The following is a 24,498-nucleotide window of genomic DNA, read 5'->3' as shown; positions in this document are numbered from 1 at the left end:
GGAGGCGAAGGGGTATTCCAGAACTCCCGGTGACGGTCACTTGAGCATGATGCTGGCACCGAAAATATTGCCGACCTCGGCGCATTCCTTGACGTTGGCCCGGCTGAAATAAGGGGTGCTCGCGGTGCCGGTCAGCCCCTTCGCGGTCGAAGTGCAGTACCAGTTGCCGGCCCCCTTGTACTCCACCTTGTACACCTCGCTCTTTCCTGCCGCTATGTTTCCCGAGCACTTCGTCGCGACGTCCGTGTGGACGCAGATGTTCGCGATGGTCGCCGAGAAGTTGCTGAGGCGGAAGGCCGCCACCGGAGCCGCCTGGCTCGCGGGCGCGGTCACGAGCATTCCCGCACCGACGGCCGCCACCATCCCGGCGACGGTTGCCAGCCGGGTGCTCCGCTTGACGGTCTTGGACATGTTTCCTCCGGTGGTGGTGATGAAGTGATGGTGTGGTGGGACGGGCCTGAGAACACATGGGGCACGTCGGGTCGGGGGACCTCTGGCGAGTCGTCGCATCGACCTGCGGTCCGATTGGAGTTGCCGGATCTCAGACCCCGCACCGGTGCTGTTCGGCCTGCTGTGCGAGCTCGCTGCGCTCCCGGCGCGCCGCGTCCGCCTCCTCGCGTACCGCGTCGAGCCGCTCCTCCAGCTGGGCGACCCGCTCGCGGTAGCGCTCCAGCTCGGCCCGTACGAACGCCACGTCCGCCATCTGCTGCGCGGCCTCCTGGCGGATCTTGTCCGCCTCCTCCTCGAACCGGTGCTTGGCCAAGTCCAGTTGGGCGACGGCCATGTCAGCGGCCTCCTCCGCCAGCGCGGTGCGCTGTTCGGCGTCCAGGGTCCGCTGGGCCGAGGCCTGGGTCACGGTCCGGATGCGCTCCTCGGCGGCGGCCGAGTCCGTGATGAGGGCCAGTTCCTCGATGTAGCCGGGAAGGTCCGTGGACAGCCGGGAGATGAGCGACACGAGGTCGGCGCGGGGGCCGGACACGTCCGAGGCGGGGAGGGCGTCCGCGGCGGGGGCCGCTCCGGCGGTCTTCTTGGCCTCGGCCGCCTGACGCTTCTCGTCCTTGCGCTGCTGCCGCTTGGCCCGGAACTTGCGGAACGCGCCCAGCGCGTTGTGGTCGGGGTGGGCGCAGTACCGGGGCTCGGGGTTGCCGGGCGTCGGCGCTTCGGGGTGGTTGGTGCACTCCGGGTAGGCGCAGAGGGGAAGCGTCTCGACCGTCATTGTTCCGCCTTCTCGTGAAATTTCGGGCTTCCCAGAGATCGAACCGGTATCGGCTGCGGCTCGCGCCGACCGATCGCACTCGGGGATGTACGAACACGCTAGGGGCGGAAAGGGAGTTGTGGACGATCCGCAAGGGCCACGTCATGGATCGGTAAGATCATCAACGACCGGGGGCGCCCGGTCGTGAGGAGCTCGCGGGGCTTCGCGCGCGGGGTCTTCACCGCCGGGCTGTGGTTCCGTGGGCGGCACCCACCCAAGCCGCACCACCAGACGCCCCCCGACCCGGGCGACGGCCCAACCTGCACGCAACAGCGACCAGCAGCCCATCAGGGGCCACTGATCGCGTCGATCGCTACGCGCTCCTCATCGCCGGCGTCCGACGCCCTTCCGGGGCTGGTCGCCCGAAGGGTGTGTCCACGCGACGGCCGTCAGGCTGGACGGCAGGCCTCGCAGGTATGGCCGTCGATCGCTGCCCGCAGAGCATGGGCCGCCGCACGTACCGCCGGATCCGAGCCGGTGGCCAGCATGCCCAAGGTGTCCCTGCCGGTGAGCACGGCGCGGTGAGCCGCTAGCTGCACTTCGATCTGCGGAGGATTGCCATGTTCGAGGATCGCTTGCAGCAGCTCGATCACTGCGGCCCGGTTGTTGACCGAGTCGGCCGTGGCGAGATCCCAGAGGAACGGAACAGCCGCGACGGTTGCATCGAAGACCGCCAGCTCGCCGAGCCACAAGCCCAGGTCACTCAGTGCATCGACGCTCGTTCGCACATCGCCCCACGCCACTCGCGAGAGCCGACCCGGCACGTCCTGCGCGGACCCATAGGCATGCGTCAGCTGGTACCACCGTATGCGGCTTATGCCCTTGAGGATCGTCCCCACCCCGCTCCTCTCCTGCCAATGGCATCTGTCCCAAGCCCAGCACATGGACCGAGAAGGAGATTTCGCCGTGTACCGGTACCGTTCACGTGTCGAGTCTGAACGGGAGCCAGCATGCACTCTCTATCGAACGACCACACCGGCGCGCGCATGAAGCGCCTGCGTCTCGAACGCCACCTCACCCAGCAGGCGGTATCGGACCTCTCCCAGGTCCCGTACAGCACGTACACCAAGACCGAACAGGGCGTCATTCCGGCCAGTCCGCACCTGATCGCCGCCGTCGCCCGCGCTCTTCGGGTGTCCGTCGACACGATCACCGGGCAGCCGTACGCCACCGAACTGCGTGCTGACGAACTGGACATCTTGATCCGGCCGATCCGCCAGGCCCTCGATGTGTACGACCTCGGCGCCGACCCGGACATCCGTCCGCGAGCCCACCCGCTCCTCATCGATGACGCCGAGGCGCTCCTCGTCGCGGTCCGCGCCGGGGAGATCAAGCAGACTGCGAGCCGGCTCCCCGGTCTCATCCAAGAGGCCACCACGGCAGCACACGCGCTGCCCGGCCGGGAACGGTGGCTGCTGCTGGCCAGCCTGTACCGCACCTCCTATGACGTCGCCAGCAAGCTCGGGTACTACGACCTGGCCGCGCTGGCCCTGGCCCGTATGGACTGGGCGGCGGAGCGGGCATCCGACGCCGTCTTCGGCGGCATGTACCGGTACATGCGTGCGCTCACCTACCTCAGGGACGGCGAGTACCGTACCGGCGAGCGACTGGTAGACCTCGGACTGCGGACCCTGGCGCAGGCGGACCCGTCCCGGGAACGGGAGGTCGTCACCGGACAGTTGCATCTCGGCGCGGCGGTGATGGCCGGACGGTCGAAGGACGGCGGTCGCGCCGAGGGACATCTCTCCGAAGCTGAGCGGATCGCCGCCGGCACGGGGGAGGCCGTCAGCACGTACTGGCTGGCATTCGGGCCGACGAACGTTGCCGTGCACAGGGTGAGTGTGCTTGCCGAACTCGACGAGTACGGTCAGGCCGCGCAAGCGGGCCGGAGCGTGACGATCCCGGCCGACTGGCCGAAGTCCCGTAGATCGCACCACTATGCGGAGCTGGCCCGAGCGCAGATGTGGACTGGCGACCTCGACGCCTCGTTCCAGAACCTGCTGAGGGCGAGGAAGTCCGCGCCCCAGCAGGCTCGATATCACCAGACCGTCCGTGAGACGTACGCAGGTTTGGAAGCAGCCCGCCGCCAACTCCCTGATTCTTTCTTGTCGTACGGCTCCTGGCTCGGCGCATAACGCTGCGTGAACCATCCGCCCCGGCTATCAATATGTCGTGATAGTCGGGGCCTTGTCCTGCTCCCACACTCGTCTCACCACCGGCAGACGAGGCAGGGAGTGATACCCCGTGATGCATGAAGCAGTACCCCGTCCTTTCGAGGATCTCCCTCACGAGCTGCTCCGCAAGCGGGTGCGTGACATCGCGTCCGGTGTCGAGGGTGAGCTCATGGCGGTGGTCCGGGAGGACGTCTCGGACACCCCCGCCCGTGAGCACTGGGTGAAGCTGGCGTACGTCCGTGGCCCGTCCGGGCGGGAGATCTCCACGGCCGTGGCCAACATCCAGGCCGTCTGATGGAGGCCGCCGACCTGTTCCCGCGGCTGCCGGTCCCTCCGGACTCCTGCGCCGAGTGCGCCGCCCTCGTCTTGGCCCGTTTCCAGGCCCAGGTGGACCGTGACCGCTCGCGCGTGAGCGACATGAACGTCCTGATCATGCGCCACCACCCCGAACTCCGGGCCCGCCGGTGAACGCCCCGGCGACCAGCCCATGGCGGGCTGCTCGCCGCCAGACCGGCTCAGCCGCATGGCGATCCGTGGCGGCCCATGTCCAGCCACCGACGGCCGTCGGACGCCGTCGGTGAGGAGCGTGTAGCGAGCAGACGCGATCGGCGGCTCCCGATGGGCTGCTGCTCGCCGTTTCATGCAGGTAGAGCCGCCCCCGACCCTGCCCGGCCGGGGTGGTGGGCCTTGGCCGGTCGGCCCCGGGGAAGCGGGCAGTCGCTCCCTGATCTGCCCGTGCATTGCTCTCCGCCCCGTGCCGTTCTTTTGGGGGGTTCCCGGCAGTCTTCGTATGTCCGGGCCGGGGCGGCCTGTCCAGGGTGGCCGAAGGCCATCGCGGAGCGACGCGACCGGAGGGAGCGCCCTTGACAGGGCGGCTCGGCGCGGAGAGACGATGAGACTGACGGGAAACCCCCAAGCCCTCCCTGATGCGGGGTGGTGGGATGCCGCCCACGGAGACACCGCCCTCGCAGGCCGACCCTGCCCAAGGGGATGCCGTCGCTCGCCGCCCCGCCCGGCGAAGCCCCCCGAACAGCCGGAAGGCCCGGCCCCCGTGAGGGGGCCGGGCCTTCCGGTCGGGCGGCTAGGTTTACGCCTCGAAGACCTCGTTCAGGAGGAGCTGCTGCTCCGCCTGGTGGCGCTTCGCCGAGCCGACCGCCGGGGAGGAGCCGTGCGGGCGCGAGATGCGCCGCAGGCGCTCGCCCGCCGGGACGTCCGCGCCGACCGCCAGGTCGAGGTGGTCGATCAGGTTGAGGGCGATGAAGGGCCACGCGCCCTGGTTCGCCGGCTCCTCCTGCGCCCAGATGTACTTCGCCGCGTTCGGGAACTTGGCGATCTCCGCCTGGAGTTCCTCACCCGCCAGCGGGTACAGCCGCTCGATGCGGATGATCGCGGTGTCCGTGATGCCGCGCTTCTCCCGCTCGGCCTCCAGGTCGTAGTAGACCTTGCCCGCGCAGAAGACGACCTTGCGGACCGCGTTCGGGTCCACCGTCGAGTCGCCGATGACCGGGCGGAACGAACCGCTCGTGAATTCCTCGGCCTTCGACGCCGCCGCCTTCAGACGCAGCATCGACTTCGGGGTGAAGACGATGAGCGGCTTGTGGTGCGGGTTGTGGACCTGCCAGCGCAGCAGGTGGAAGTAGTTCGACGGCAGCGTGGGCATGGCCACCGTCATGTTGTCCTGCGCGCACATCTGGAGGAAGCGCTCCGGGCGGGCGGACGAGTGGTCCGGGCCCTGGCCCTCGTAGCCGTGCGGCAGCAGCAGCGTGACGCCGCTGGTCTGGCCCCACTTCTGCTCGGCCGAGGAGATGAACTCGTCGACGACGGTCTGCGCGCCGTTGACGAAGTCACCGAACTGGGCCTCCCACAGCACCAGCGCGTCCGGGCGGGCCAGCGAGTAGCCGTACTCGAAGCCCATGGCCGCGTACTCGGAGAGCAGCGAGTCGTAGACGTTGTAGCGGGCCTGGTCGTCCGACAGGTACTGGAGCGGGGTGTAGTCCTCGCCCGTCTCCCGGTCGATGAGGACCGCGTGGCGCTGGCCGAACGTACCGCGGCGGGAGTCCTGGCCCGACAGGCGGACCGGGGTGCCCTCCATCAGCAGCGAGCCGAAGGCCAGGGTCTCGCCCATGCCCCAGTCGATCGTGCCCTCGTCGATCATCGCCGCGCGGCGCTGCAGCTGCGGCAGCAGACGCGGGTGCACGGTGACGTGGTCCGGGATGTTGACCTGGGACTCGGCGATCCGCTTGACCACGTCCTGCGAGATCGCGGTGTTCACGGGGACCGGGAACTCCTGCGCGGTCTGCGCGGGCGTCACCGGGGTGCCGGCGGCGGGGGAGGTCGCGGCCTCGCGGACCTCCGCGAAGACCTTCTCCAGCTGGCCCTGGAAGTCCTGGAGCGCCTGCTCGGCCTCTTCCAGCGTGATGTCGCCGCGACCGATGAGGGACTCGGTGTACAGCTTGCGCACCGAGCGCTTCTTGTCGATCAGGTCGTACATCAGCGGCTGCGTGAACGCCGGGTTGTCCGACTCGTTGTGACCGCGGCGGCGGTAGCAGATGAGGTCGATCACGACGTCCTTGTTGAACGCCTGGCGGAACTCGAAGGCGAGCCGCGCGATGCGGACCACGGCCTCCGGGTCGTCGCCGTTCACGTGGAAGATCGGCGCCTCGATCATGCGGGCCACGTCGGTCGCGTACATCGAGGAACGCGAGGACTCCGGGGCGGCGGTGAAGCCGACCTGGTTGTTGATGACCACGTGCACGGTGCCGCCGGTGCGGTAGCCGCGCAGCTGCGACATGTTCAGGGTCTCGGCGACGACACCCTGGCCGGCGAAGGCCGCGTCACCGTGCAGGGCGACGGGCAGGACGGTGAAGTCCGTGCCGCCCTTGTTGATGACGTCCTGCTTGGCGCGGGCGACGCCCTCCAGGACCGGGTCGACGGCCTCCAGGTGCGAGGGGTTGGCGACGAGCGAGACCTTGATCTGCTCCCCGTCCAGGCCCGTGAAGGTGCCCTCGGCGCCCAGGTGGTACTTGACGTCGCCGGAGCCGTGCATGGACTTCGGGTCGAGGTTGCCCTCGAACTCGCGGAAGATCTGCGCGTACGACTTGCCGACGATGTTCGCCAGCACGTTCAGGCGGCCGCGGTGGGCCATGCCGATGACGACCTCGTCGAGGCGGGCCTCGGCGGCCGAGTCGATGACGGCGTCGAGCAGCGGGATGACGGACTCGCCGCCCTCCAGCGAGAAGCGCTTCTGGCCGACGTACTTCGTCTGCAGGAAGGTCTCGAAGGCCTCCGCCGCGTTCAGGCGGCGCAGGATGCGCAGCTGCTCCTCGCGCTCCGGCTTGGTGTGCGGGCGCTCGATGCGGTCCTGGATCCAGCGGCGCTGCTTCGGGTCCTGGATGTGCATGAACTCGACGCCGGTGGTGCGGCAGTACGAGTCGCGCAGGACGCCGAGGATGTCGCGCAGCTTCATCATCGACTTGCCGGAGAAGCCGCCGACCGCGAACTCGCGCTCCAGGTCCCACAGGGTGAGGCCGTGCTCGGTGATGTCGAGGTCGGGGTGCTTGCGCTGCTTGTACTCCAGCGGGTCGGTGTCGGCCATGACGTGGCCGCGGACCCGGTAGGAGTGGATCAGCTCGAAGACGCGGGCGGCCTTCGTGACGTCGTCGTCGTGCGAGGCGTCGATGTCCCGGAGCCAGCGGACCGGCTCGTACGGGATGCGCAGCGCCTCGAAGACGTCGTCGTAGAAGCCGCTCTCGCCGAGCAGCATGTTCGCGACGATGCGCAGGAACTCGCCGGAGGCCGCGCCCTGGATGACCCGGTGGTCGTAGGTCGAGGTCAGGGTCATGACCTTGGAGATGCCCAGCTTGTTCAGGGTGTCCTGCGAGGTGCCCTGGAACTCGGCGGGGTAGTCCATGGAGCCGACGCCCATGATGACCGACTGCCCGGGCATCAGGCGGGGCACGGAGTGGACGGTGCCCAGGCCGCCGGGGTTGGTCAGCGAGACGGTGACGCCGGTGAAGTCGTCCATCGTCAGCTTGCCGACGCGGGCGCGGCGGACGATGTCCTCGTACGCCTGCCAGAACTCGAAGAAGTTGAGGGTCTCGGCCTTCTTGATGCCGGCGACGACGAGCTGGCGGTCGCCGTTCGGCTTCACCAGGTCGATCGCGAGGCCGAAGTTCACGTGCTCCGGCTTGACCAGGGTGGGCTTGCCGTCCTTCTCCGCGAAGGAGTAGTTCATCGACGGCATGGCCTTGATGGCCTGCACCATGGCGTAGCCGATCAGGTGCGTGAAGGAGATCTTCCCGCCCCGGGCGCGCTTGAGGTGGTTGTTGATGACGATGCGGTTGTCGAACAGCAGCTTCACCGGGACGGCGCGGACGGACGTGGCCGTCGGGACGTCGAGGGAGGCGTTCATGTTCTTGGCAACGGCGGCCGCCGGGCCGCGGAGCGTCACCAGCTCGGGGCCCGCGGGGGCCTCGGCGGCGGGCGCGGCCTTCTGGGCGGCGGCGGGGGCGGCGACGGGCGCGGCGGCCGGAGCCGGGGCCTGAGGGGCTGCGGCGGCCGGTGCGGCGGCCTGGGCCTGGGAGGTGACAGTCACAGCAGGGGCACCAGAGGGGGTGGCAGGAGCAGGGGCAGGAGCTGACACAGGCGTGGGCGCGGCGGCAGGCGAGGGCGCGGCGGCGGCGCGCGCCGCCCCCGTGGCGGCGGCGTCGGAGACCTGCGGGGTGACAGCGGCGGCGGCCTGTGCGGAGGCGCCGTCCGTCGTCGGGGACTTCCTGGGCTCGTCCGGCTTCACCGGAGACGCAGCGCCCCCCGGCTTGTAGTCGGCGAAGAAGTCCCACCAGGCCCGGTCGACCGAATTCGGGTCCTGGAGGTACTGCTGATAGATCTCGTCGACGAGCCACTCGTTGGCACCGAAGCCTGAGGCAGGGGTCTTCCCGCCCTCTGCTGCTTCGGTCGTGGTGCTCGGGTTACTGGGGGACTGTGGCGACACGGCGGCAACCGCCCTCTTCCGCTTCACAAGGTATGGACAGCGGGAATAAAGGCTACGCCTCCCTGGCCGGTGGATGCAGACCGGGCGGGAGATACGTCATGTAGGTCACACCGAACGGCGGGTTTCGCCGCTCTGAATGGCGGGAAACGAGCCTGGTTCGGGTAGGGGGCAGCGTGGTTGCGGCCCCCATGGCTTCGCACCCCTGACGGACCCCGGGCACGTGTGGCCGAGATCATGTCCTACGCACTCGAACCCTACGTCAATGTGACGCCGGGGAGCTGCCCGGAAGCGTGACGAGGATGCGGCACCCGCGTGACGATTCGGCCACCCCGATACGTCCTCCGTGCAGGCCCACGGCCCAGCGGGCGATCGCCAGGCCCAGTCCGGTGCCCCCGTCGCCGCCGTTCGCGCTGCCCCGGTTGAACCGCTCGAAGACCCGGTGCCGCTCGGCCTCCGGGATCCCCGGGCCCTCGTCCCGTACCTCCAGCGCCAGGCTCCCGGGCGCGTCGGCCTCCCGGGCCCGGACGGTGACCCGGCCGTGCGGCGGGCTGTGCTTGACCGCGTTGTCGATCAGGTTCGCCACCACCTGGTGCAGGCGCTCGGCGTCCGCGTACGCCGTCAGCTCGGGCGGGAACACGTCCAGGTGCAGGTGTACGTCGTTGCGCGTGTGCCCGCCGGAGCCGGAGGTCAGGCCCGGCCGGCCGGCGGCCGCGAGACCCGATTCCTTCAGCACGCCCGACAGGTACGGCCACACCTCGAAGCGGCGCGCCTTCAGCGGCACGACCCCGTTGTCCACCCGGGACAGGTCCAGCAGGGTCTCCACGAGCCGGCCCAGGCGCTCGGTCTGCTTCAGCATCGTGCGCATGGTCTCGGGATCGGCGGCCGAGACCCCGTCCACCACGTTCTCCAGTACGGCCCGCAGCGCCGCGATCGGCGTGCGCAGCTCGTGCGAGACGTTGGCGACCAGCTCCTTGCGGTGCCGGTCCACCGCCTCCAGGTCGTCCGCCATCAGGTTGATGGTGGAGGCCAGGTCGCCCAGTTCGTCGCGGCGCCCGGCGTCGCGCACCCGGCGCGTGTAGTCCCCGTCGGATATCGCCCGGGCCACCGTGGTCATCTCGTCCAGCGGCGCGGTCAGGCTGTGCGCCACGAACTGCGTGATCAGCATCGAGGCGATCACCGAGAAGACCGTGATGAACCGGAACTCGGTGCTGGTGCGCACCGCCACCATCAGCAGCCCCGTCGTGATGAAGACCGAGACCACGACGAGCGTGCCCAGCTTGGTCTTGATCGAGAACGGGGAGAAGGGCCGCAGTCCCCCGGTGCGGGCACCGGTTCCACCGGAGCGGCCGGCGCCGCGCCCTCGATCGCGCCCGGTGCTCACGCCTGCGCCGGGGTCTCCAGGGCGTACCCGACGCCGTGGACCGTACGGATCCGCTCCGCCCCGATCTTGCGGCGCAGGGCCTTGATGTGGCTGTCGACCGTACGGGTGCCGGAGGCGTCGGCCCAGTCCCAGACCTCGGCGAGCAGCTGCTCCCGCGAGAGCACCGCCCGCGGGGTCCCGGCCAGGCAGACCAGCAGGTCGAACTCGGTCGGCGTCAGGTGCACGTCCTCGGCCTGCACCCGGACCCGCCGCTGCGCGTGGTCGATCTCCAGGTCGCCCAGGCGCAGGGTGGCCCCGCGCGGGGCGGTCGCGGCCAGGGTGGCCCGCTCCACGCGACGCAGCAGTACGTGGACCCGCGCCGCGAGCTCGCGCATGGAGAACGGCTTCGTCATGTAGTCGTCCGCGCCGACCCCGAGGCCGACCAGCATGTCGGTCTCGTCGTCCCGCGCGGTGAGCATCAGCACCGGCACCGGCCGCTGCGCCTGGACCCGGCGGCAGACCTCCAGACCGTCGAAGCCCGGCAGCATCACGTCGAGGACCAGCAGCTCGGGCTGCCAGCTCTCGGCCGCCGCCACGGCGGCCGGTCCGTCGAACGCGGCCTGCACCTGGAAACCCTCGGCGCGCAGCCGGGCGGCGATGGCGTCGGCGATCGTACGGTCGTCCTCGACCACGAGCACGCGCCGCTGTGCCCCTGGGGTCGCCGCGGCACCGCCGTGGGTGGTGTGTGTCTGTTCCATGTCCCGCCCCTGAAGATCCGCGTGGTAGGGGTGCAGCGTAGAGGAGGCACCGGCCTGCGGCTATGCGGGGTTCGGACAGGGAAACGTGCGGAACCTGTCGTTCCGATTATGGCGGGAATGGGGATATGGGCGGTGATGCCGGGTGGCCGTCCCCCCACTGAACGGCCACCCGGCGCGCGGTGATCGTCTGCCACCGCGCGCATGTGACGACCCTTTTGTCGACCCCCTACAGGGACAGGCCGTGGCCGTACGGGAACACAGGGTCGACCGTGTCGTTGGGCACGTCCGGCCGCGAGGCCTCCACCGCCGCCATCGACCGCGGCAGCTCGAAGGGCAGCCGCCCCTCGGCCGCGGCCCGGCCGAAGGCCACGTCCAGCAGCGCGCGGTCCTCGGCGCCGTAGTCCGCGATCAGCGCCGCGGCCCGCTCGGCGATCTCCGGGATCACCGCCGCCCGCTCCAGGTTGATGCAGACCAGGGTGGGTACACGGGCCAGCAGCGCCAGGATCCGGGACAGCTCCGGCTCCGGGAAGGCCAGCGAGCCCGAGTGGAAGAAGGACTCGAAGACGTTCTCGCGCGGCTCGTACGGGGTGCGCAGCCGCACCACCGCCAGGTCCGCCGCGCCCGGATCGGGGACGACCTCGCCGTAGCCGGCGGCCACGGCCTCGTCCACGCCCTCCACGTACAGCTTCGGGCACCCGGAGAGCGGCAGGAGGCCGCCGGGGTTGGTCAGCACCGTGAGCGAACGGCGCTGGGCCGCCGCCCCCGCCGCCGCGAAGTCGGCCCGGCCGACGGTCCGCGCCGCCTCGTCCGGGTCCACGTACGGGTTCTCGAACAGGCCCAGGACGAACTTCTCCCGCAGCAGCCGCGCCACCGACGCGTCGATCCGGGACCGGGGGATCCGGCCCGAACGGACCAGCTCCACGACCACATCGGGACACTGCTCCCCGCCGAACTGGTCCGATCCGGCGTCCAGCGCGCGGGCCGCCCGCTCGGCGACGCTCAGGTGCTCCACGCCCCAGGCGCACGCCGGATGGGTCTCGCCGAAGACGGACGAGTCGTTGAGCAGCCCCCAGTCGGTGCAGACGATCCCCTCGAAGCCCAGCTCCTCCCGGAGCAGGCCCGTGACCACGCCCTTGTTGGAGCCGAAGCCGACCTCCTCCCAGTCGGTGCCGATCGGCTGACCGTAGTACGGCATCATCTGCGCGCAGCCGGCGGCGATCGCCGCCCTGAACGGCTCCAGGTGGTGCTCGCGCATCCCGCCCGGGTAGACCTGCTCCTTGCCGTGCGCGAAGTGCGGGTCCTCGCCGTCCTTCTGCGGGCCGCCGCCGGGGAAGTGCTTGACCATCGCCGAGACGGACCCGGGGCCGAGCTCCGGGCCCTGGAGCCCTCGTACGTACGCCCGCACCAGCTCGGCGGTGAGCCGCGCGTCGGAGCCGAACGTGCCGCTCTGGCGGGCCCAGCGGGGCTCGGTGGCCAGGTCGATCTGCGGGTGCAGGGCCACCCGGAAGCCGACCGCCAGGTACTCGCGGCGGACGGTGTCGGCGAAGCGGAAGACCAGCTCCGGGTCGCCGATCGCGGCCAGGCCCAGCGCCTCCGGCCAGGCGGAGAAGGCGCCGGAGTCGAAGGAGGCGCCCACGTTGTCGGTGAAGGCGTGGCGCGGGTCGGTGGAGAGGGTGACCGGGATGCCGAGGCGGGTGGCCGCGGCCATCTCCTGCACCGCGTTCTGCCACTGCGCCATCTCGCGGGCGCCGTGGCTGCCGAGCAGGTTGAAGTGGCTGATGAACCTCTCCCCGATCAGCTCGGGGGTGGTGAACGGCAGCATCGAGCCGTCGGTCTCGGTGACCGGGGTGCCGTCCGGATTCATCATCAGCATGGAGTGGAAGAGCTGGCCGGCCTTCTCCTCCAGCGTCATCCGGGAGAGCAGGTCCGCCACGCGCTCGTCCACGGGGAGCGCGGCGTCCTTGTACGGGGGGACGGCGGCGGGGGGCGTGGCGTTCATCGGCGTACGGCTCCTGGGTGCGGTGCGGTGCGGTGCGGTGCGGTGCGGGGAGTACGGCTGTTCCGGGGAGGGTGCGCACCACCGTAAGCGCGAAAACCTTGTACCCACTAGGTTTTGGAAAAGTGACCTGGGTCACCGCTTCCGGGGCCCGTGACGGGACCGCCTAGGGTGGTCCGCATGGCACAGCACAAGGAGGCGGCCGCCCCGAAGGCCGCCGGCCGCGGCACCTACGCGGTGGGCGACGCCCGCCGCCGCAAGATCCTCGACACCGCGGTGGAGCACTTCGCGCAGTGGGGCTTCAACGCCTCCTCACTCGCCCGCATCGCCCAGGACTGCGGCATCACCCAGGGCGGGCTCCTGCACCACTTCCGCGGCAAGGAGGACCTGCTGCTGTCGGTGCTGGCACAGAGCGAGCAGCACGACGTGGAGCGGCTGTTCAGCGAGCCGGCCGAGTCCGTCGCCGCGTACTACGCCACCGTCGTCGCCCTGGCCGCGGACAACGCCCGCCGACCCGGCCTCGTACGGATGTACCACACGCTCGTCGGCGAATCGGGGAACCCCGGGCACCCGGCCCACGCCTACTTCACACAGCGCTACGCGCGGGTGCTCGCCCACAACGTCCGGCTGCTGGAGACGGGCGTCGCGCGGGGCGAGCTGCGGCCCGGCACCGACTGCGAGGCCCTCGCCCGCGAGACCCTCGCCGTGATGGACGGCCTCCAGATCCAGTGGGTCCTGGCCCCCGGGGCCGTGGACATGCCGGCCCTGCTGCACGCGTACCTGGACCGCCAGCTGCGCGCGATCTCCACGTCCGGCACGGGGCTGCGGGCGGCCTGACGGGCCACGCGCCTCGGCGCGGTACGGCGTCCGGGGCGCCGCCTTCCCGCAAGGGCAGCCCGTTCAGGGTGACGGGTCCGCCTCGAACGGGGGCAGTTCGGCCAGGACCGCGCGCAGGGCCGGGGTCAGGGACTCCTGGGCCATGGTGACCTCGTGGCCGCCGTGCACGAAGGTGTAGACGAACCCGTCGAACACCGCAGGGCCGCCCGTCGGGAACCGCGGCAGGTGCGGGAGGTCCGCCTGGGCGAGCGCCGTGCGCAGCTTCGCCTCCCGGTCCGCCGGCAGCTTCCCGGTGCCGGCCGGGTTCAGCTGCCGGTCCAGCCGGGTCCACGAGCCGTCGCCCTTGACCGCCAGGGTGGCCGACTTCCCGGCGTAGCCGCCGGTGCGGGTGACGGTGACCAGGCGCTCCAGCGCGGAGGAGGGCCCGGGGGAGACGGGCACGGAGGAGGCGCTCGGGGCGCCGGACGGCTTCCCCGGCGCGGGGTCCGTCGCCCCCGGGGACGCGGAGCCGGATGACGACGGCGCCGGAGCGGTGGCCGACGCCGCGGCGCTGCCGGCGGACCCCGTCGGGGGACTCCCGGACGGCCCGTCCGACCCGCCGCCCCCCGTACCGCACCCGGCCAGGACCACCGCACCCAGCAGTGCCGCCGCGACCGCGCGTAAGGTGCGCACACTCCCACCCCCGAGGTTTTCGGACCGATCCCCGAGTATGGAGTCGGCACCGCCCGCACGGATAGCACCAGGAGGACGACATCCGCCGCCGCACCGCCGCCTGGCGCTGGCTGCCGCCGCTGCTCGCCGTCCTCCTCGGCCTCTGGGGCCTGGAGCGCGCCGGCGCGGACGGCCGCGGCAGCATGTGGCGCGACGAGTCCGTCACCTGGCAGGTCGCGCACCGGCCGCTCGGCGGGATCGGGGAGCTGCTCGGACAGGTCGACGCCGTGCACGGGCTGTACTACGTGCTGATGCACGCGGTGTTCCTCGTCTGGGACGGCGGCGGAGCCGGGGCGGGCGGCGGGCCGGGTGCGGGCGGCCTGTGGGCGCTGCGCCTGCCCTCCGTCGCCGCCGCCGCGCTGGCCGCCGCCGGGGTGGCCGCCATCGCGCACCGGCTCGCGGGGGAGCGGGCCGCGCTGTGGTCCGGCGCGGCGTACGCGGTGCTGCCGCCCGTGCAGATGTACGCCCAGGAGGGCCGCTCGTACGCCCTCGTCGCGGCCGCCGTGGTCTGGGCGACGTACCTGATGCTGCGCGAGCGCTGGATCGCGTACACCGCGGCCATGCTGGTGGGCTGCTGGCTGCACGAGTTCGCCGTACTGGCCCTGCTCGCGCACGGCTTCGGTGCCCGGCGCTCGCGCGGCTGGCGGTGGAGCGCCGCCGCGGTGGTGGCCCTGCTGCTGCCGCTGGCCGTGGTGAGCGCCCGGCAGGCGGAGCAGCAGCTGGGCTGGCTCGGCCGGCCGAGCTGGGGCGACTGGGCGGCGTACGGGGTGCTGGCGGCGCTCTCGCTGCTGCTCGCGCGGAGCCCGGCGCTGCCGCGCGAGCTGGTCCGGGTGGCCCTGCCGCTGGCCCTGCTGCCGCCGGGCTTGCTGATGGCGGTCTCCCTCGTCCACCCCTGGTACGTGGACCGGTACGTGCTCTATGCGCTCGCCGGACTCGCCCTGCTGGCCGGGACCCGGCTGGCGGCGGCGCGGGGATGGCGGCCCTGGCTGCTGGTGGCCGCCCTGCTGGTGCCGTTCGGATGGTGGTCGCTGTGGCTGCGCACCCCCGAGAGCCGCAAGGACGACGTGCTCGCGGTGGCCGCCGCCGTACGGGAACGGGCCCGGCCGGGAGACGCCGTACTGTTCCTGCCCGCGCGCCGCCGCGAGTGGCTGCTGTCCTCGCCGGACCTGTACGGGAGCCTGGGCGACCTGGCCCTGGAGCGCACCCCGGCGGCTTCGCGCAGCCTCCAGGGCACGGAGCTCCCGACGGAGCGGATCTGGACCCGGCTGGTGGACGCCCCCCGGGTCGTGGCCCTCATGGACCCGGCGGACCAGCCGCTGGACCCGTACCCGCGCGAGGCGGTCAAACGCCAGACGCTGGCCTCGCACTTCGAGCGCTGCTCGGTGGACGAGGTCAGGGGCGCCCGCATCGCCGTCTACGCCCGCCCGGGCCACTGCGCCGATCGCTAGCGCGTTCCTCACGGATCAGCCCGGAGCAGCGGCGAAAAGCAGCCGATCCGAACACGCCCCCGTAGCAGGATGTGGGTGACGGGCCGCTCCGCCTTCGGCCCGCCGACCACCCGGAGGTGCCCCATGACCGAGACCCGCCCCGCCGCAGAGGCTCCCGCGCTGCCCGGACCGCCGCCCGGGCCGCTGGTCGGGGCGGACTGGCTGGCCGGCCGGCTCGGCGAGCCGGGGCTCGTCGTGTTCGACGCCTCCGTCGGCGCCCACCGCGGCGCCGGCCGGCGGATCCCCGGGGCGCGCCCCTTCGACCTCGACGGGGCCCTGTCCGACCACGAGGCCCCCGCCCCGCACACCATGCCCGCAGCCGCGGCCTTCGAGGAGGCGCTGCGCGGGCTGGGGGTGGACGACACGAGCACGGTCGTCGTCTACGACGGCGCCGGTGTCTACTCCAGTGCGCGGGCCTGGTGGATGCTGCGGGCCATGGGCTTCGACCGGGCGGCCGTCCTGGACGGCGGGCTGCCCGCCTGGACCGCCGCCGGACTGCCCGTCGAGGCGGGCGGACCCGCGTACGAGGGCCCGCGCGGCTCCTTCACGGCCCGGCCGCGGCCGGGCCTGCTGGTGGACTTCGCCGCCGTCGGGGCGGCCCTCGCCGATCCGGGGGCGCTCGTACTGGACGCCCGTACGCGCGAGCGCTTCACCGGCGCGGCCCCGGAGCCTCGGCCGGGGCTGCGCGGGGGGCACATGCCGGGTGCGGTGAACCTGCCGTTCGGGGAGCTCCAGCAGGCCGGGGGCCTGATGCGGCCCGCCGGGGAACTCCGCGAGACCTTCGCGGCGCTGACGGGTGACCGGGAGCGGCTTTACTTCAGCTGCGGTTCGGGCGTGACGGCCTGCGTCCTCGCCCTGGGCGCCACCCTCGCCGGCTATTCCTCCCTGGCGGTCTACGACGGCTCCTGGACGGACTGGGCCACCCGCCCGGAGCTCCCGGCGGTCTCGGACCGACGGCCTTGAGCGGGGGTGCTCCCGGTGTTCGCCGGGGGCGAACGGGAGTTGGGGAACATTGGGAGGCGCACATGCATTGAGTCGGCATAGCTCAACTTCACTGCCGGAGGGAAGATCATGGCTTCGACGTCCGTAACGCTCACCCTGCCCGTGCTGCCGCTCGACGACGAGGTCGTGCTGCCTGGGATGGTCGTTCCGCTGGACCTGTCCGATGCCGAGGTGCGGGGGGCCGTCGAGGCCGCCCAGGCGGCGGTCCGCAGCGGGAAGCCCCGGGTGCTCCTCGTGCCGCGGGTCGACGGCAAGTACGCCGGCACCGGTGTGCTCGGGACCGTCGAGCAGGTGGGGCGGCTCTCCGACGGGGACCCCGGCGCGCTCATCCGCGGTGTCGGCCGCGTCAGGATCGGGGCCGGGACCACCGGGCCCGGGGCCGCGCTCTGGGTCGAGGGCGAAAGCGTCGACGAGAGACTGCCCGACCCGCTGCCGGGGTCGGTCACCGAACTCGTCAAGGAGTACAAGGCGCTCGCCACCAGCTGGCTCAAGAAGCGCGGCGCCTGGCAGGTCGTGGACCGCGTCCAGCAGATCGAAGGGGTGTCGGCGCTCGCCGACAACTCCGGGTACTCGCCGTTCCTCACCGTCGCCCAGAAGGTCGAGCTGCTGGAGACCGCCGACCCGGTCGCCCGCCTCAAGCTGGCCATCACCTGGCTCCGCGACCACCTCGCCGAGCAGGACGTCGCCGAGTCCATCGCCAAGGACGTCCAGGACGGCGTCGAGAAGCAGCAGCGCGAGTTCCTGCTGCGCCGCCAGCTGGAGGCCGTCCGCAAGGAACTGCGCGAGCTGAACGGCGAGAAGGAAGGCGAGGAGTCCGACGACTACCGGGCCCGCGTCGAGGGCGCCGACCTGCCCGAGAAGGTACGGGAGGCCGCGCTCAAGGAGGTCGACAAGCTGGAGCGCTCCAGCGACCAGTCCCCCGAGGGCTCCTGGATCCGCACCTGGCTCGACACCATCCTGGAACTGCCCTGGAACGAGCGGACCGAGGACGAGTACGACATCCGCGGAGCCCGGGCCGTCCTCGACGCCGAGCACGCCGGGCTGAGCGACGTCAAGGACCGCATCACCGAGTACCTCGCCGTGCGCAAGCGGCGCGGCGAGCGCGGCATGGGCGTCATCGGCGGCCGCCGCGGCGGCGCCGTCCTGGCTCTCGTCGGCCCGCCCGGCGTCGGCAAGACCTCTCTCGGCGAGTCCGTCGCGCACGCCATGGGCCGCAAGTTCGTCCGCGTCGCCCTCGGCGGCGTCCGCGACGAGGCCGAGGTCCGCGGCCACCGGCGCACGTACGTGGGCGCGCTGCCCGGCCGGATCGTCCGGGCGATCAAGGAGGCGGGTTCCATGAACCCGGTCGTCCTGCTCGACGAGATCGACAAGGTCGGGTCGGACTTCCGCGGGGACCCGGCGGCCGCGCTGCTGGAGGTCCTGGACCCCGCGCAGAACCACACCTTCCGGGACCACTACCTGGAGGTGGAGCTGGACCTGAGCGACGTGGTCTTCCTGGCCACCGCCAACGTGCTGGAGGCCATCCCCGAGGCGCTCGCCGACCGCATGGAGCTCGTGCGCCTCGACGGCTACACCGAGGACGAGAAGGTCGTCATCGCCCGGGACCACCTGCTGCCCCGCCAGCTGGAGCGCGCCGGACTCGGCGCCTACGAGGTGGTGCTGGAGGAGGACGCCCTGCGCAGGCTGGCCGGGGAGTACACCCGCGAGGCGGGCGTGCGCACCCTGGAGCGGTCCATCGCGCGGCTGCTGCGCAAGGTGGCCTCCCAGCACGAGCTGGGGGAGCGGGAGCTGCCGCTGCGCGTCGGCGCCGAGGACCTGCGCGGGCTGATCGGACGCCCGCACCACGTCCCGGAGTCCGCGCAGGACCCCGCCGAGAGGCGCACGGCCGTCCCCGGCGTGGCCACCGGGCTCGCGGTCACCGGCGCGGGAGGCGACGTCCTGTTCGTGGAGGCCTCGCTGGCCGACCCCGAGACCGGGGCCGCCGGACTGACCCTCACCGGACAGCTCGGTGACGTGATGAAGGAGTCGGCGCAGATCGCGCTCAGCTTCCTGCGCTCGCACGGCGCGGAGCTGGAGCTTCCCGTCGCCGACCTGAAGGACCGGGGCGTGCACATCCACTTCCCGGCGGGCGCGGTCCCCAAGGACGGCCCGAGCGCGGGCATCACGATGACCACGGCGCTCGCCTCGCTGCTCTCCGGGCGGCAGGTGCGCACCGACGTGGCCATGACCGGCGAGGTCTCCCTCACCGGGCGCGTCCTGCCCATCGGCGGGGTCAAGCAGAAGCTGCTGGCCGCGCACCGGGCGGGTCTGACCACCGTGATCATCCCGAAGCGGAACGAGGCCGACCTGGACGACGTCCCGTCCGAGGTGCTGGAGGGTCTGGAGGTCCACCCGGTCACGGACGTGCGCCAGGTGCTGGAACTGGCCCTCAGCCAGGCGGAGGCCGTCGCGGTGACCGCGGCCGCCTGACCGGCCGCCTGACCGGTCGTCGGCCGGTCCCGCGGACCGGCCGCGCCGACCCGTCCCGCCGGCGGCGAAGCCGGCCCCCCGGACCCATCGGGTCCCGGGGGGCCGGCTTCGCCGTTTTCCCCGGAGGACCGGTGCGGCGGGGTCTCGCCGCCACCGCCGGGGGGCTGCGAAATACTGGTGCCTCAGGACACCACCGATGGGAGCGGACGTGCACGGAAGCGAAGACCAGGAGTTCCTCGCCCTGGAGCGGGAGCTGTCCGTCTTCCTCCGGCGCGCCAGGGCCTCGTCCGGGGAGATGGCCCGCGCGCTCCACCCCGAGCTGGAGCCCGCGGCGTACGGGCTGCTCGTGCGGCTGGAGGCGGCGGGCCGGCAGCGGGCCACCGAGCTCGCCGCCTACTTCGGCGTCGGCAAGGCCACCATGAGCCGCCAGCTGCGGGCCCTGGAGCTGCTGGGGCTGGTGGCGCGCGAACCGGACCCCGCCGACGGCCGGGCCTTCCTGGTCGGCCTCACGGACGAGGGCCGGGAGCGGTTCCTGCGCGTACGGGGGGCCCGGCGCGAGCAGTACATGCGCAAGCTCGCCGACTGGGACCGGGGCGAAGTGGCCGAACTCGCCCGGCTCCTGAACCAGTTGAACCAGGGCGAGGAGTAGTCGCTACAGCTCCGCGTAGGCCGCCGACGCGTCGTCGTGGCGTTTGCCGCGCCCGTGCGCGCGGGCCGGGTCCGACTCCAGGGTGCGGACCCGGGAAATCAGGGACTGCGCGCCCTCCTTGCGGAGCACCGCCAGGCACTGCGCCCAGTCGCCCTCCCCGAACGTGTCCGTCCACCGGCTCGCCCCGTCGGTGAGCGCCGCCAGCGCCCGGACCCGTTCGCGCGGGGTCCGGCCCGTCACCGCCCGCGCCGCGACCCCCGGGTCCGCCGCCGCCGTGAAGAAACCGCCCTCCGCGTTGCGCAGCGCGTCCGCCGAGGCGGCCGTCCGCAGCAGTTCGCGCGGGATCCGGTCCAGCCGGTCGTCGAGCACCGGCGTCACCTCACCGCCGGGCGCTTCGAGGAGCAGTACGGAATCCGAGAGCACGAGGTGCTCCACGTAGGCCTCGTCCCACCGCGCCATCACCACGGTCGCCTGCGGGGTCCGTACGTGAGAAAGGTCACAGGTTTCGCGGTGCGCGTCCGCGGTGTCGCGGATGGACTCGGCCAGGATCCGGCCCAGCGGCATGTCCCGCCGCGATCCGGACAGTTCGGTCAGCCGGCCGCCGAGCCGGGCCGCGAACCAGGGCACGCCGTGCGAACAGCCCACCTCACCGCTCGGCGGGGTGACCCCGTCCAGGGCGACCAGGACGCCGCCGCCCGCGGCGGGTATCGCCGCCGATAGCCAGTCCTCGTTGGGGCGTTCCGGGTGGCCGGGGGCCGAGGCGAGGTCGATGCGCATACGGACATTCTGCCCGCCCCGCCCCGCCGGGGCGGGGGCGCCGATATGAAAAGTCCGTACCAATCTGGGGTCCGTCCCCCGCGCCCTGCCGCCCCGGCCGACAGGGCCTGGAGCCGCCCCGCCGGGGATGTGGGCGGGCATAGTGCCAAAGCCCTCACCGATCTTTCAACCACCCGTCCATGACGGCGCCCTGAAGGCGCACCGCCGAGTTGGTCGCCAACTCATCCGTGATGTTCACTCGTTCGAGTGGCCGGGTGGGCGATGTCGGGCTCTCTCCCCAACACACTGCAAAGGTCTGAGGCGGTACGAGGGGGCAGGGGGCGTTTACTTGTTGACCGGCCGTTACCTCGGCCACACGAGTAGACGAGCACGAGCACACGTACAGGATTGCGAGCACCGGTGCAGAAGAAGCGGTCTCGGAAGAACGGCACCGCCACCGACGGACCCGCCCCCGCAGGACGCCCCGTCCGCGTGCGCAGCAGGCTCGTCATCGGCGTCGCCGTCGCCGGCCTCACCGTCCTCGCGGCCGGTGCCCCGGCCGTGGTCTCCGCGACACGGGAACTGAACGACTCCCAGCAGCTGGTCACGCTCGCCGAGCAGACCCAGCACACCCTCACCCTCGCGCACCTCCTCGGCGACGAGCGCGACGCCGTCGTCGAATACGTGGCCAAGGGGCGCCCGGGCGCCCAGGCGAAGGGCCCCGTCCAGGAGCGCACCGCCCTCACCGACCGCCAGCTCGCCGAGGTCCAGAACGAGGCCGACGAGGCGCTCGCCCGCGCCCTCGGCCGCGTCCAGGCCGTCCGCGCCGAAGCCGTCGACGGCAAGGGCACCGCCCTCGCCGCCCACCAGGCGTACGCGGGCGTCATCGCGGAACTCCTCGCGCCCGGCGACCTGCTCGCCGAGCGGACCCCGCCGCGCGCCGTCGCCGCCCTCGCCACCACCCGCCCGCTGGCCCCCCTCGGCCAGGCCGTGGAACAGGCCTCGGCCACCCGTGGACTGCTGCTCGCCGCGCTGGCCGTCCCCCGCGGCGAGCAGTCCTCCAACACGGCCGCCGTGGACGAACTGACCACCGCCGCCCAGCGGGCCCGCGTACGCGAGCAGGCCGCGCTCGACGACTTCAACCGGGTCGCGCGCCCCGACGTGCGCCAGACCCTCGCCGCCACCGTCACCGGTCCCGACGTCAAGACGGCCGACGACTACCTCAAGCGGCTCACCGAGCGGCCCACGCTGTCCACGGCCGACCGCCGCCTCGACGGCGCGGCCGTCGCCCCCCCGCTCACCGCCCGCATCGACCGCATGCGCTCCGTCGAGGCCACGCTCGCCGGGCAGCGGGCCACCGCGCTCGCCACCCTGCGCGACGACGACGTGACCCGGCTGGAGATGCTGGTCGCCGCCCTCGGCCTGCTGTTCCTGGTCGCCGTCGGCTTCGCGACCGGCGTCGCGCGCTCGCTGACCCGGCCGCTGTCCGTACTGCGCCGCGGCGCGGCCCGGCTCGCGACCCCGGAGGGCTCGGTCGAGCCCGTCCGCTTCACCGGCCGCAACGACGAGTTCGCCGAGGTCGTACGCCACCTCAACGCCGTCCGCGACCAGACCGTCTCCCTGCACACCCGCATCGCGGGCCTCGACGCCGACGGGCGCCGCCTCATCGGCCGCAACGAGGCGCTCTCCGCCGCCCGCGAGGCACTGGAGCGGGAACTGGCCTCCACCCGCGAGACGCTGGAGCAGGAGCTGACGGAGCTGCGGGCGGGGCTGGAGGAGCACCGCCGCATCATGTCGACGACCTCGGTCTCGCTCTCGCTGCGCACGCTGGGGCTGGTGGAGCGCCAGCTCCAGGTCATCGAGGAGCTGGAGTCCAAGGAGCAGGACCCGGACCGGCTGGCGACCCTGTTCAAGCTGGACCACCTGGCGACGGTCATGCGCCGCCACAACGAGAACCTGCTGGTCCTGGCCGGCCAGGAGCACGGTCACGGCGCCGGGTCCGCGCCCGTCCCGCTGGTCGACGTGATGCGGGCCGCGGTCAGCGAGATAGAGCGCTACGAGCGCGTCGACCTGGCGGCGCTGCCGCCGTTCACGCAGGTCGCGGGGCACGCGGCGGACGACATCTCGCACGTGCTCGCCGAACTGCTGGAGAACGCGACGGCGTTCTCGCCGCCCGAGGCCAAGGTGCGGGTCTCCGGATGGCTGCTCGACTCGGGCGACGTGGTGCTGTCCGTCGTGGACGAGGGCATCGGGGTCACCGGAGACCGGCTGGAGGCGCTGAACGCCCGCCTGGCCACGCCGGAGGCCTACGACGAGGAGCCGGAGTCCGAACACGGCCTCGGCCTCGGCCTGTACGTGGCGGGCCGCCTCGCGGCCCGGCACGGGGTCACGGCCGAACTGCGCCCCGGCACCCACGCGGGCACCGAGGCCCTCGTGGTCGTCCCGGCCACGCTGCTGCCGACGACGCCGCCGAGCTCGCCGGTGCACACCTACGCGAAGCCGGCACAGGGCGTGCCGGAGCTGCGGCTGCCGGGTGTGATCGCGGAGGCGAACGAGAACACGATCCCCGGCCGCAGACTGCCGCAGCCCCCGGCGGTGGAGCGGGAGGCCGAGGCCTCGGCGCAGCCCGCACCGGCCGCGGAGCCCGCCGAGCCGGCCCAGCCCGCCGAGCCCGCCCCGGCCGCCGAGCCCTTCCGGGACCCGGGCCCGGAGGCGGACGCGGAGCTCCTGCGGAGCATGGAATGGGACCCGGCGGCGCCGGACACCGCCGACGAGACGCCCGTCCCGCACGCGACCCCGGCCCCCGAGCCGGTGCTCGGCCCCGACCTGGCCGGCGGGCTGGAGCCGGACGCGCAGGCGTACGGCCCGGGCGCGGACGGCCCGCTGCCACCCGCCGACCAGGTGTTCACCGCCGGGCACGGCTTCGGCGAGCCCGCCGAGGAGCTCCTGGCCCGGGTCGTGCCGGACGCCGCCCCGGCGGACGAGCCGGAGCTGCCGCCCGCCGACCAGGTGTTCACCGCGGCCGGCAGCGCCGGAGCGGCGCCGGGCGAGCCCGGCCCCGGCGAGGAACTCCTCGCGCGCGTCGTCCCCGACACGGGACCGGACGCCTTCGCGGAGCCCGGCCCCGACCCGGCGTCCCCCGAGCCGCTGCCCGATGCCGGCCCGCGGGTCGACGTACCGGAAGCAGGCCTGCCGCTGCCCGGGCGGTCCGCCCCCGCCGTCGCCCCCGACGGCCCGGCGGAGCCCCACCGGCACGCGCCCGACGGGGCCGACTGGGTCCCCCGCCAGGGCAGCCACCCCGACGCCGGACCGGAGACGGCGGCCGTCACCGACAAGGGGCTGCCCAAGCGGACCCCGCGCACGGTGGCCGCGCCGCGCCCCGAGGCGGCACCGCCCCGGCCGCCGCGCCGCGTCGACGCGGAAGAGCTGCGCCGCCGGCTCGGCGGCTTCTACCAGGGGACGCGGGACGGACGGCGCGTCGTGGCCGCCGAACTCGCACAGGACACCGACCAGGGGGACACCGCACAGGAGGCACGCACATGACCGCGCCCAGTACGTACGGACTGAGCACCCAGGCCCGCAACCTGCAGTGGCTGCTGACCGACCTGGTCGAGGAGGTGCCCGGCGTCAACTCCGTCGCCGTCGTGTCCTCGGACGGGCTCCTGCTGCTGTCCTCGGACCCCGGCGGAGCGGCCGCCTCCGCGGCCGCCGCCCCCTCCGGCGAGGGCCCCGCGCGCACCAAGGGCCCGCGCGGTGCCTCCGCCGACCTGGCCACCATCGTCTCCGGGCTCGGCAGCCTCACCACGGGCGCCGCCGAGCTGATGGAGGGCGGGGCGGTCAAGCAGACGATGGTGGCGATGGAGCACGGCTCCGTCTTCGTCATGGCCATCAGCGACGGCTCGCTGCTCGGCGTGCACGCCACCCCCGACTGCGACATGAGCGTGGTGGCGTACCACATGGCCCTGTTCGTGGGCCGGGCCGGCCACGTCCTGACCCCCGAAGTCCGCAGCGAGCTGCGCCAGTCGATGGAGAAGACCCCGTGAGGAGTACGGCC

At 72.8% G+C, this 24,498-nt stretch carries 19 protein-coding genes; 10 read left to right on the top strand and 9 right to left on the bottom strand.

Going from position 1 to position 24,498, the window contains the following annotated elements:
- Positions 1-36: 36 nt before the first annotated feature.
- The 3 genes from CP980_RS11195 to CP980_RS11185 all read right to left on the bottom strand — a co-directional run bounded on the left by CP980_RS11195 (position 37) and on the right by CP980_RS11185 (position 2,094).
- The gene (locus CP980_RS11195; RefSeq protein WP_132756689.1) at positions 37-411 is read right to left on the bottom strand and encodes a hypothetical protein; all 375 of its coding nucleotides are present in this window, start codon (positions 409-411) and stop codon (positions 37-39) included.
- Positions 412-541: 130 nt separating this feature from the next.
- The gene (locus CP980_RS11190; RefSeq protein WP_132756690.1) at positions 542-1,216 is read right to left on the bottom strand and encodes a hypothetical protein; all 675 of its coding nucleotides are present in this window, start codon (positions 1,214-1,216) and stop codon (positions 542-544) included.
- A 428-nt stretch (positions 1,217-1,644) separates the two neighbouring features.
- Entirely contained in the window at positions 1,645-2,094 is a 450-nt protein-coding gene (locus CP980_RS11185) for a hypothetical protein (protein ID WP_150528098.1), read from the bottom strand.
- A gap of 111 nt (positions 2,095-2,205) precedes the next feature.
- Between CP980_RS11185 and CP980_RS11180 the strand changes: the two genes are divergently transcribed.
- The 3 genes from CP980_RS11180 to CP980_RS35070 all read left to right on the top strand — a co-directional run bounded on the left by CP980_RS11180 (position 2,206) and on the right by CP980_RS35070 (position 3,897).
- Positions 2,206-3,390, top strand: coding sequence for a helix-turn-helix domain-containing protein (locus CP980_RS11180; RefSeq protein WP_150528097.1), 1,185 nt, complete (start codon positions 2,206-2,208; stop codon positions 3,388-3,390).
- Positions 3,391-3,502: 112 nt separating this feature from the next.
- Complete coding sequence (locus tag CP980_RS11175) at positions 3,503-3,724, top strand: hypothetical protein (protein ID WP_150528096.1); 222 nt, start codon at positions 3,503-3,505, stop codon at positions 3,722-3,724.
- Entirely contained in the window at positions 3,724-3,897 is a 174-nt protein-coding gene (locus CP980_RS35070; RefSeq protein WP_167535821.1) for a hypothetical protein, read from the top strand. Before CP980_RS11175 ends, CP980_RS35070 begins: the two co-directional genes overlap by 1 nt.
- Positions 3,898-4,516: 619 nt before the next feature.
- On the opposite strand, the gene CP980_RS11170 is transcribed toward CP980_RS35070, so the two are convergent.
- From CP980_RS11170 to CP980_RS11155, 4 genes are all read right to left on the bottom strand, one after another.
- Positions 4,517-8,419, bottom strand: coding sequence for a multifunctional oxoglutarate decarboxylase/oxoglutarate dehydrogenase thiamine pyrophosphate-binding subunit/dihydrolipoyllysine-residue succinyltransferase subunit (locus tag CP980_RS11170; protein ID WP_132756698.1), 3,903 nt, complete (start codon positions 8,417-8,419; stop codon positions 4,517-4,519).
- A 259-nt stretch (positions 8,420-8,678) separates the two neighbouring features.
- Positions 8,679-9,731 carry a HAMP domain-containing sensor histidine kinase gene (locus CP980_RS11165; protein ID WP_099895382.1) on the bottom strand — a complete coding sequence of 351 codons (1,053 nt, stop codon included), beginning with the start codon at positions 9,729-9,731 and terminating at the stop codon, positions 8,679-8,681.
- A 65-nt stretch (positions 9,732-9,796) separates the two neighbouring features.
- On the bottom strand, positions 9,797-10,537 hold the full coding sequence (locus tag CP980_RS11160) for a response regulator transcription factor (protein ID WP_030153642.1): 741 nt from the start codon (positions 10,535-10,537) through the stop codon (positions 9,797-9,799).
- Between the two features lie 226 nt (positions 10,538-10,763).
- The gene (locus CP980_RS11155) at positions 10,764-12,536 is read right to left on the bottom strand and encodes a glycoside hydrolase family 3 protein (RefSeq protein WP_150528095.1); all 1,773 of its coding nucleotides are present in this window, start codon (positions 12,534-12,536) and stop codon (positions 10,764-10,766) included.
- Between the two features lie 177 nt (positions 12,537-12,713).
- Here CP980_RS11155 and CP980_RS11150 point away from each other — a divergent pair, with 177 nt between their 5' ends.
- Positions 12,714-13,370: a TetR/AcrR family transcriptional regulator gene (locus CP980_RS11150; protein WP_132756701.1), complete on the top strand. Its 657-nt coding sequence runs from the start codon at positions 12,714-12,716 to the stop codon at positions 13,368-13,370.
- A 63-nt stretch (positions 13,371-13,433) separates the two neighbouring features.
- Here CP980_RS11150 and CP980_RS11145 read toward each other — a convergent pair whose 3' ends face one another.
- Complete coding sequence (locus CP980_RS11145) at positions 13,434-14,042, bottom strand: hypothetical protein (RefSeq protein ID WP_150528094.1); 609 nt, start codon at positions 14,040-14,042, stop codon at positions 13,434-13,436.
- A gap of 182 nt (positions 14,043-14,224) precedes the next feature.
- Between CP980_RS11145 and CP980_RS11140 the strand changes: the two genes are divergently transcribed.
- The 4 genes from CP980_RS11140 to CP980_RS11125 all read left to right on the top strand — a co-directional run bounded on the left by CP980_RS11140 (position 14,225) and on the right by CP980_RS11125 (position 19,688).
- Entirely contained in the window at positions 14,225-15,529 is a 1,305-nt protein-coding gene (locus tag CP980_RS11140; protein ID WP_150528093.1) for a glycosyltransferase family 39 protein, read from the top strand.
- 123 nt (positions 15,530-15,652) lie between these two features.
- On the top strand, positions 15,653-16,531 hold the full coding sequence (locus CP980_RS11135; protein ID WP_150528092.1) for a sulfurtransferase: 879 nt from the start codon (positions 15,653-15,655) through the stop codon (positions 16,529-16,531).
- 108 nt (positions 16,532-16,639) lie between these two features.
- Positions 16,640-19,039, top strand: a complete 2,400-nt coding sequence (gene lon, locus CP980_RS11130) for an endopeptidase La (protein WP_150528091.1) — start codon at positions 16,640-16,642, stop codon at positions 19,037-19,039.
- Positions 19,040-19,235: 196 nt separating this feature from the next.
- Positions 19,236-19,688: a MarR family winged helix-turn-helix transcriptional regulator gene (locus CP980_RS11125; protein ID WP_054225493.1), complete on the top strand. Its 453-nt coding sequence runs from the start codon at positions 19,236-19,238 to the stop codon at positions 19,686-19,688.
- Positions 19,689-19,691: 3 nt separating this feature from the next.
- On the opposite strand, the gene CP980_RS11120 is transcribed toward CP980_RS11125, so the two are convergent.
- A complete protein-coding gene (locus CP980_RS11120; protein WP_132756710.1) occupies positions 19,692-20,465 on the bottom strand; it encodes a protein phosphatase 2C domain-containing protein in 774 nt (257 codons plus the stop codon).
- A 471-nt stretch (positions 20,466-20,936) separates the two neighbouring features.
- On the opposite strand from CP980_RS11120, the gene CP980_RS11115 reads away from it, so the two are divergent.
- Positions 20,937-23,987 (top strand): nitrate- and nitrite sensing domain-containing protein, encoded by a 3,051-nt coding sequence (locus CP980_RS11115; protein ID WP_167535820.1) that lies wholly within the window; start codon positions 20,937-20,939, stop codon positions 23,985-23,987.
- Positions 23,984-24,487, top strand: a complete 504-nt coding sequence (locus tag CP980_RS11110; RefSeq protein WP_099889502.1) for a roadblock/LC7 domain-containing protein — start codon at positions 23,984-23,986, stop codon at positions 24,485-24,487. Before CP980_RS11115 ends, CP980_RS11110 begins: the two co-directional genes overlap by 4 nt.
- Positions 24,488-24,498: the final 11 nt, after the last annotated feature.

The organism is Streptomyces vinaceus (assembly GCF_008704935.1).
GTDB classification, from domain to species: domain Bacteria; phylum Actinomycetota; class Actinomycetes; order Streptomycetales; family Streptomycetaceae; genus Streptomyces; species Streptomyces vinaceus.
This window is presented reverse-complemented; position numbering and strand designations above follow the sequence as displayed.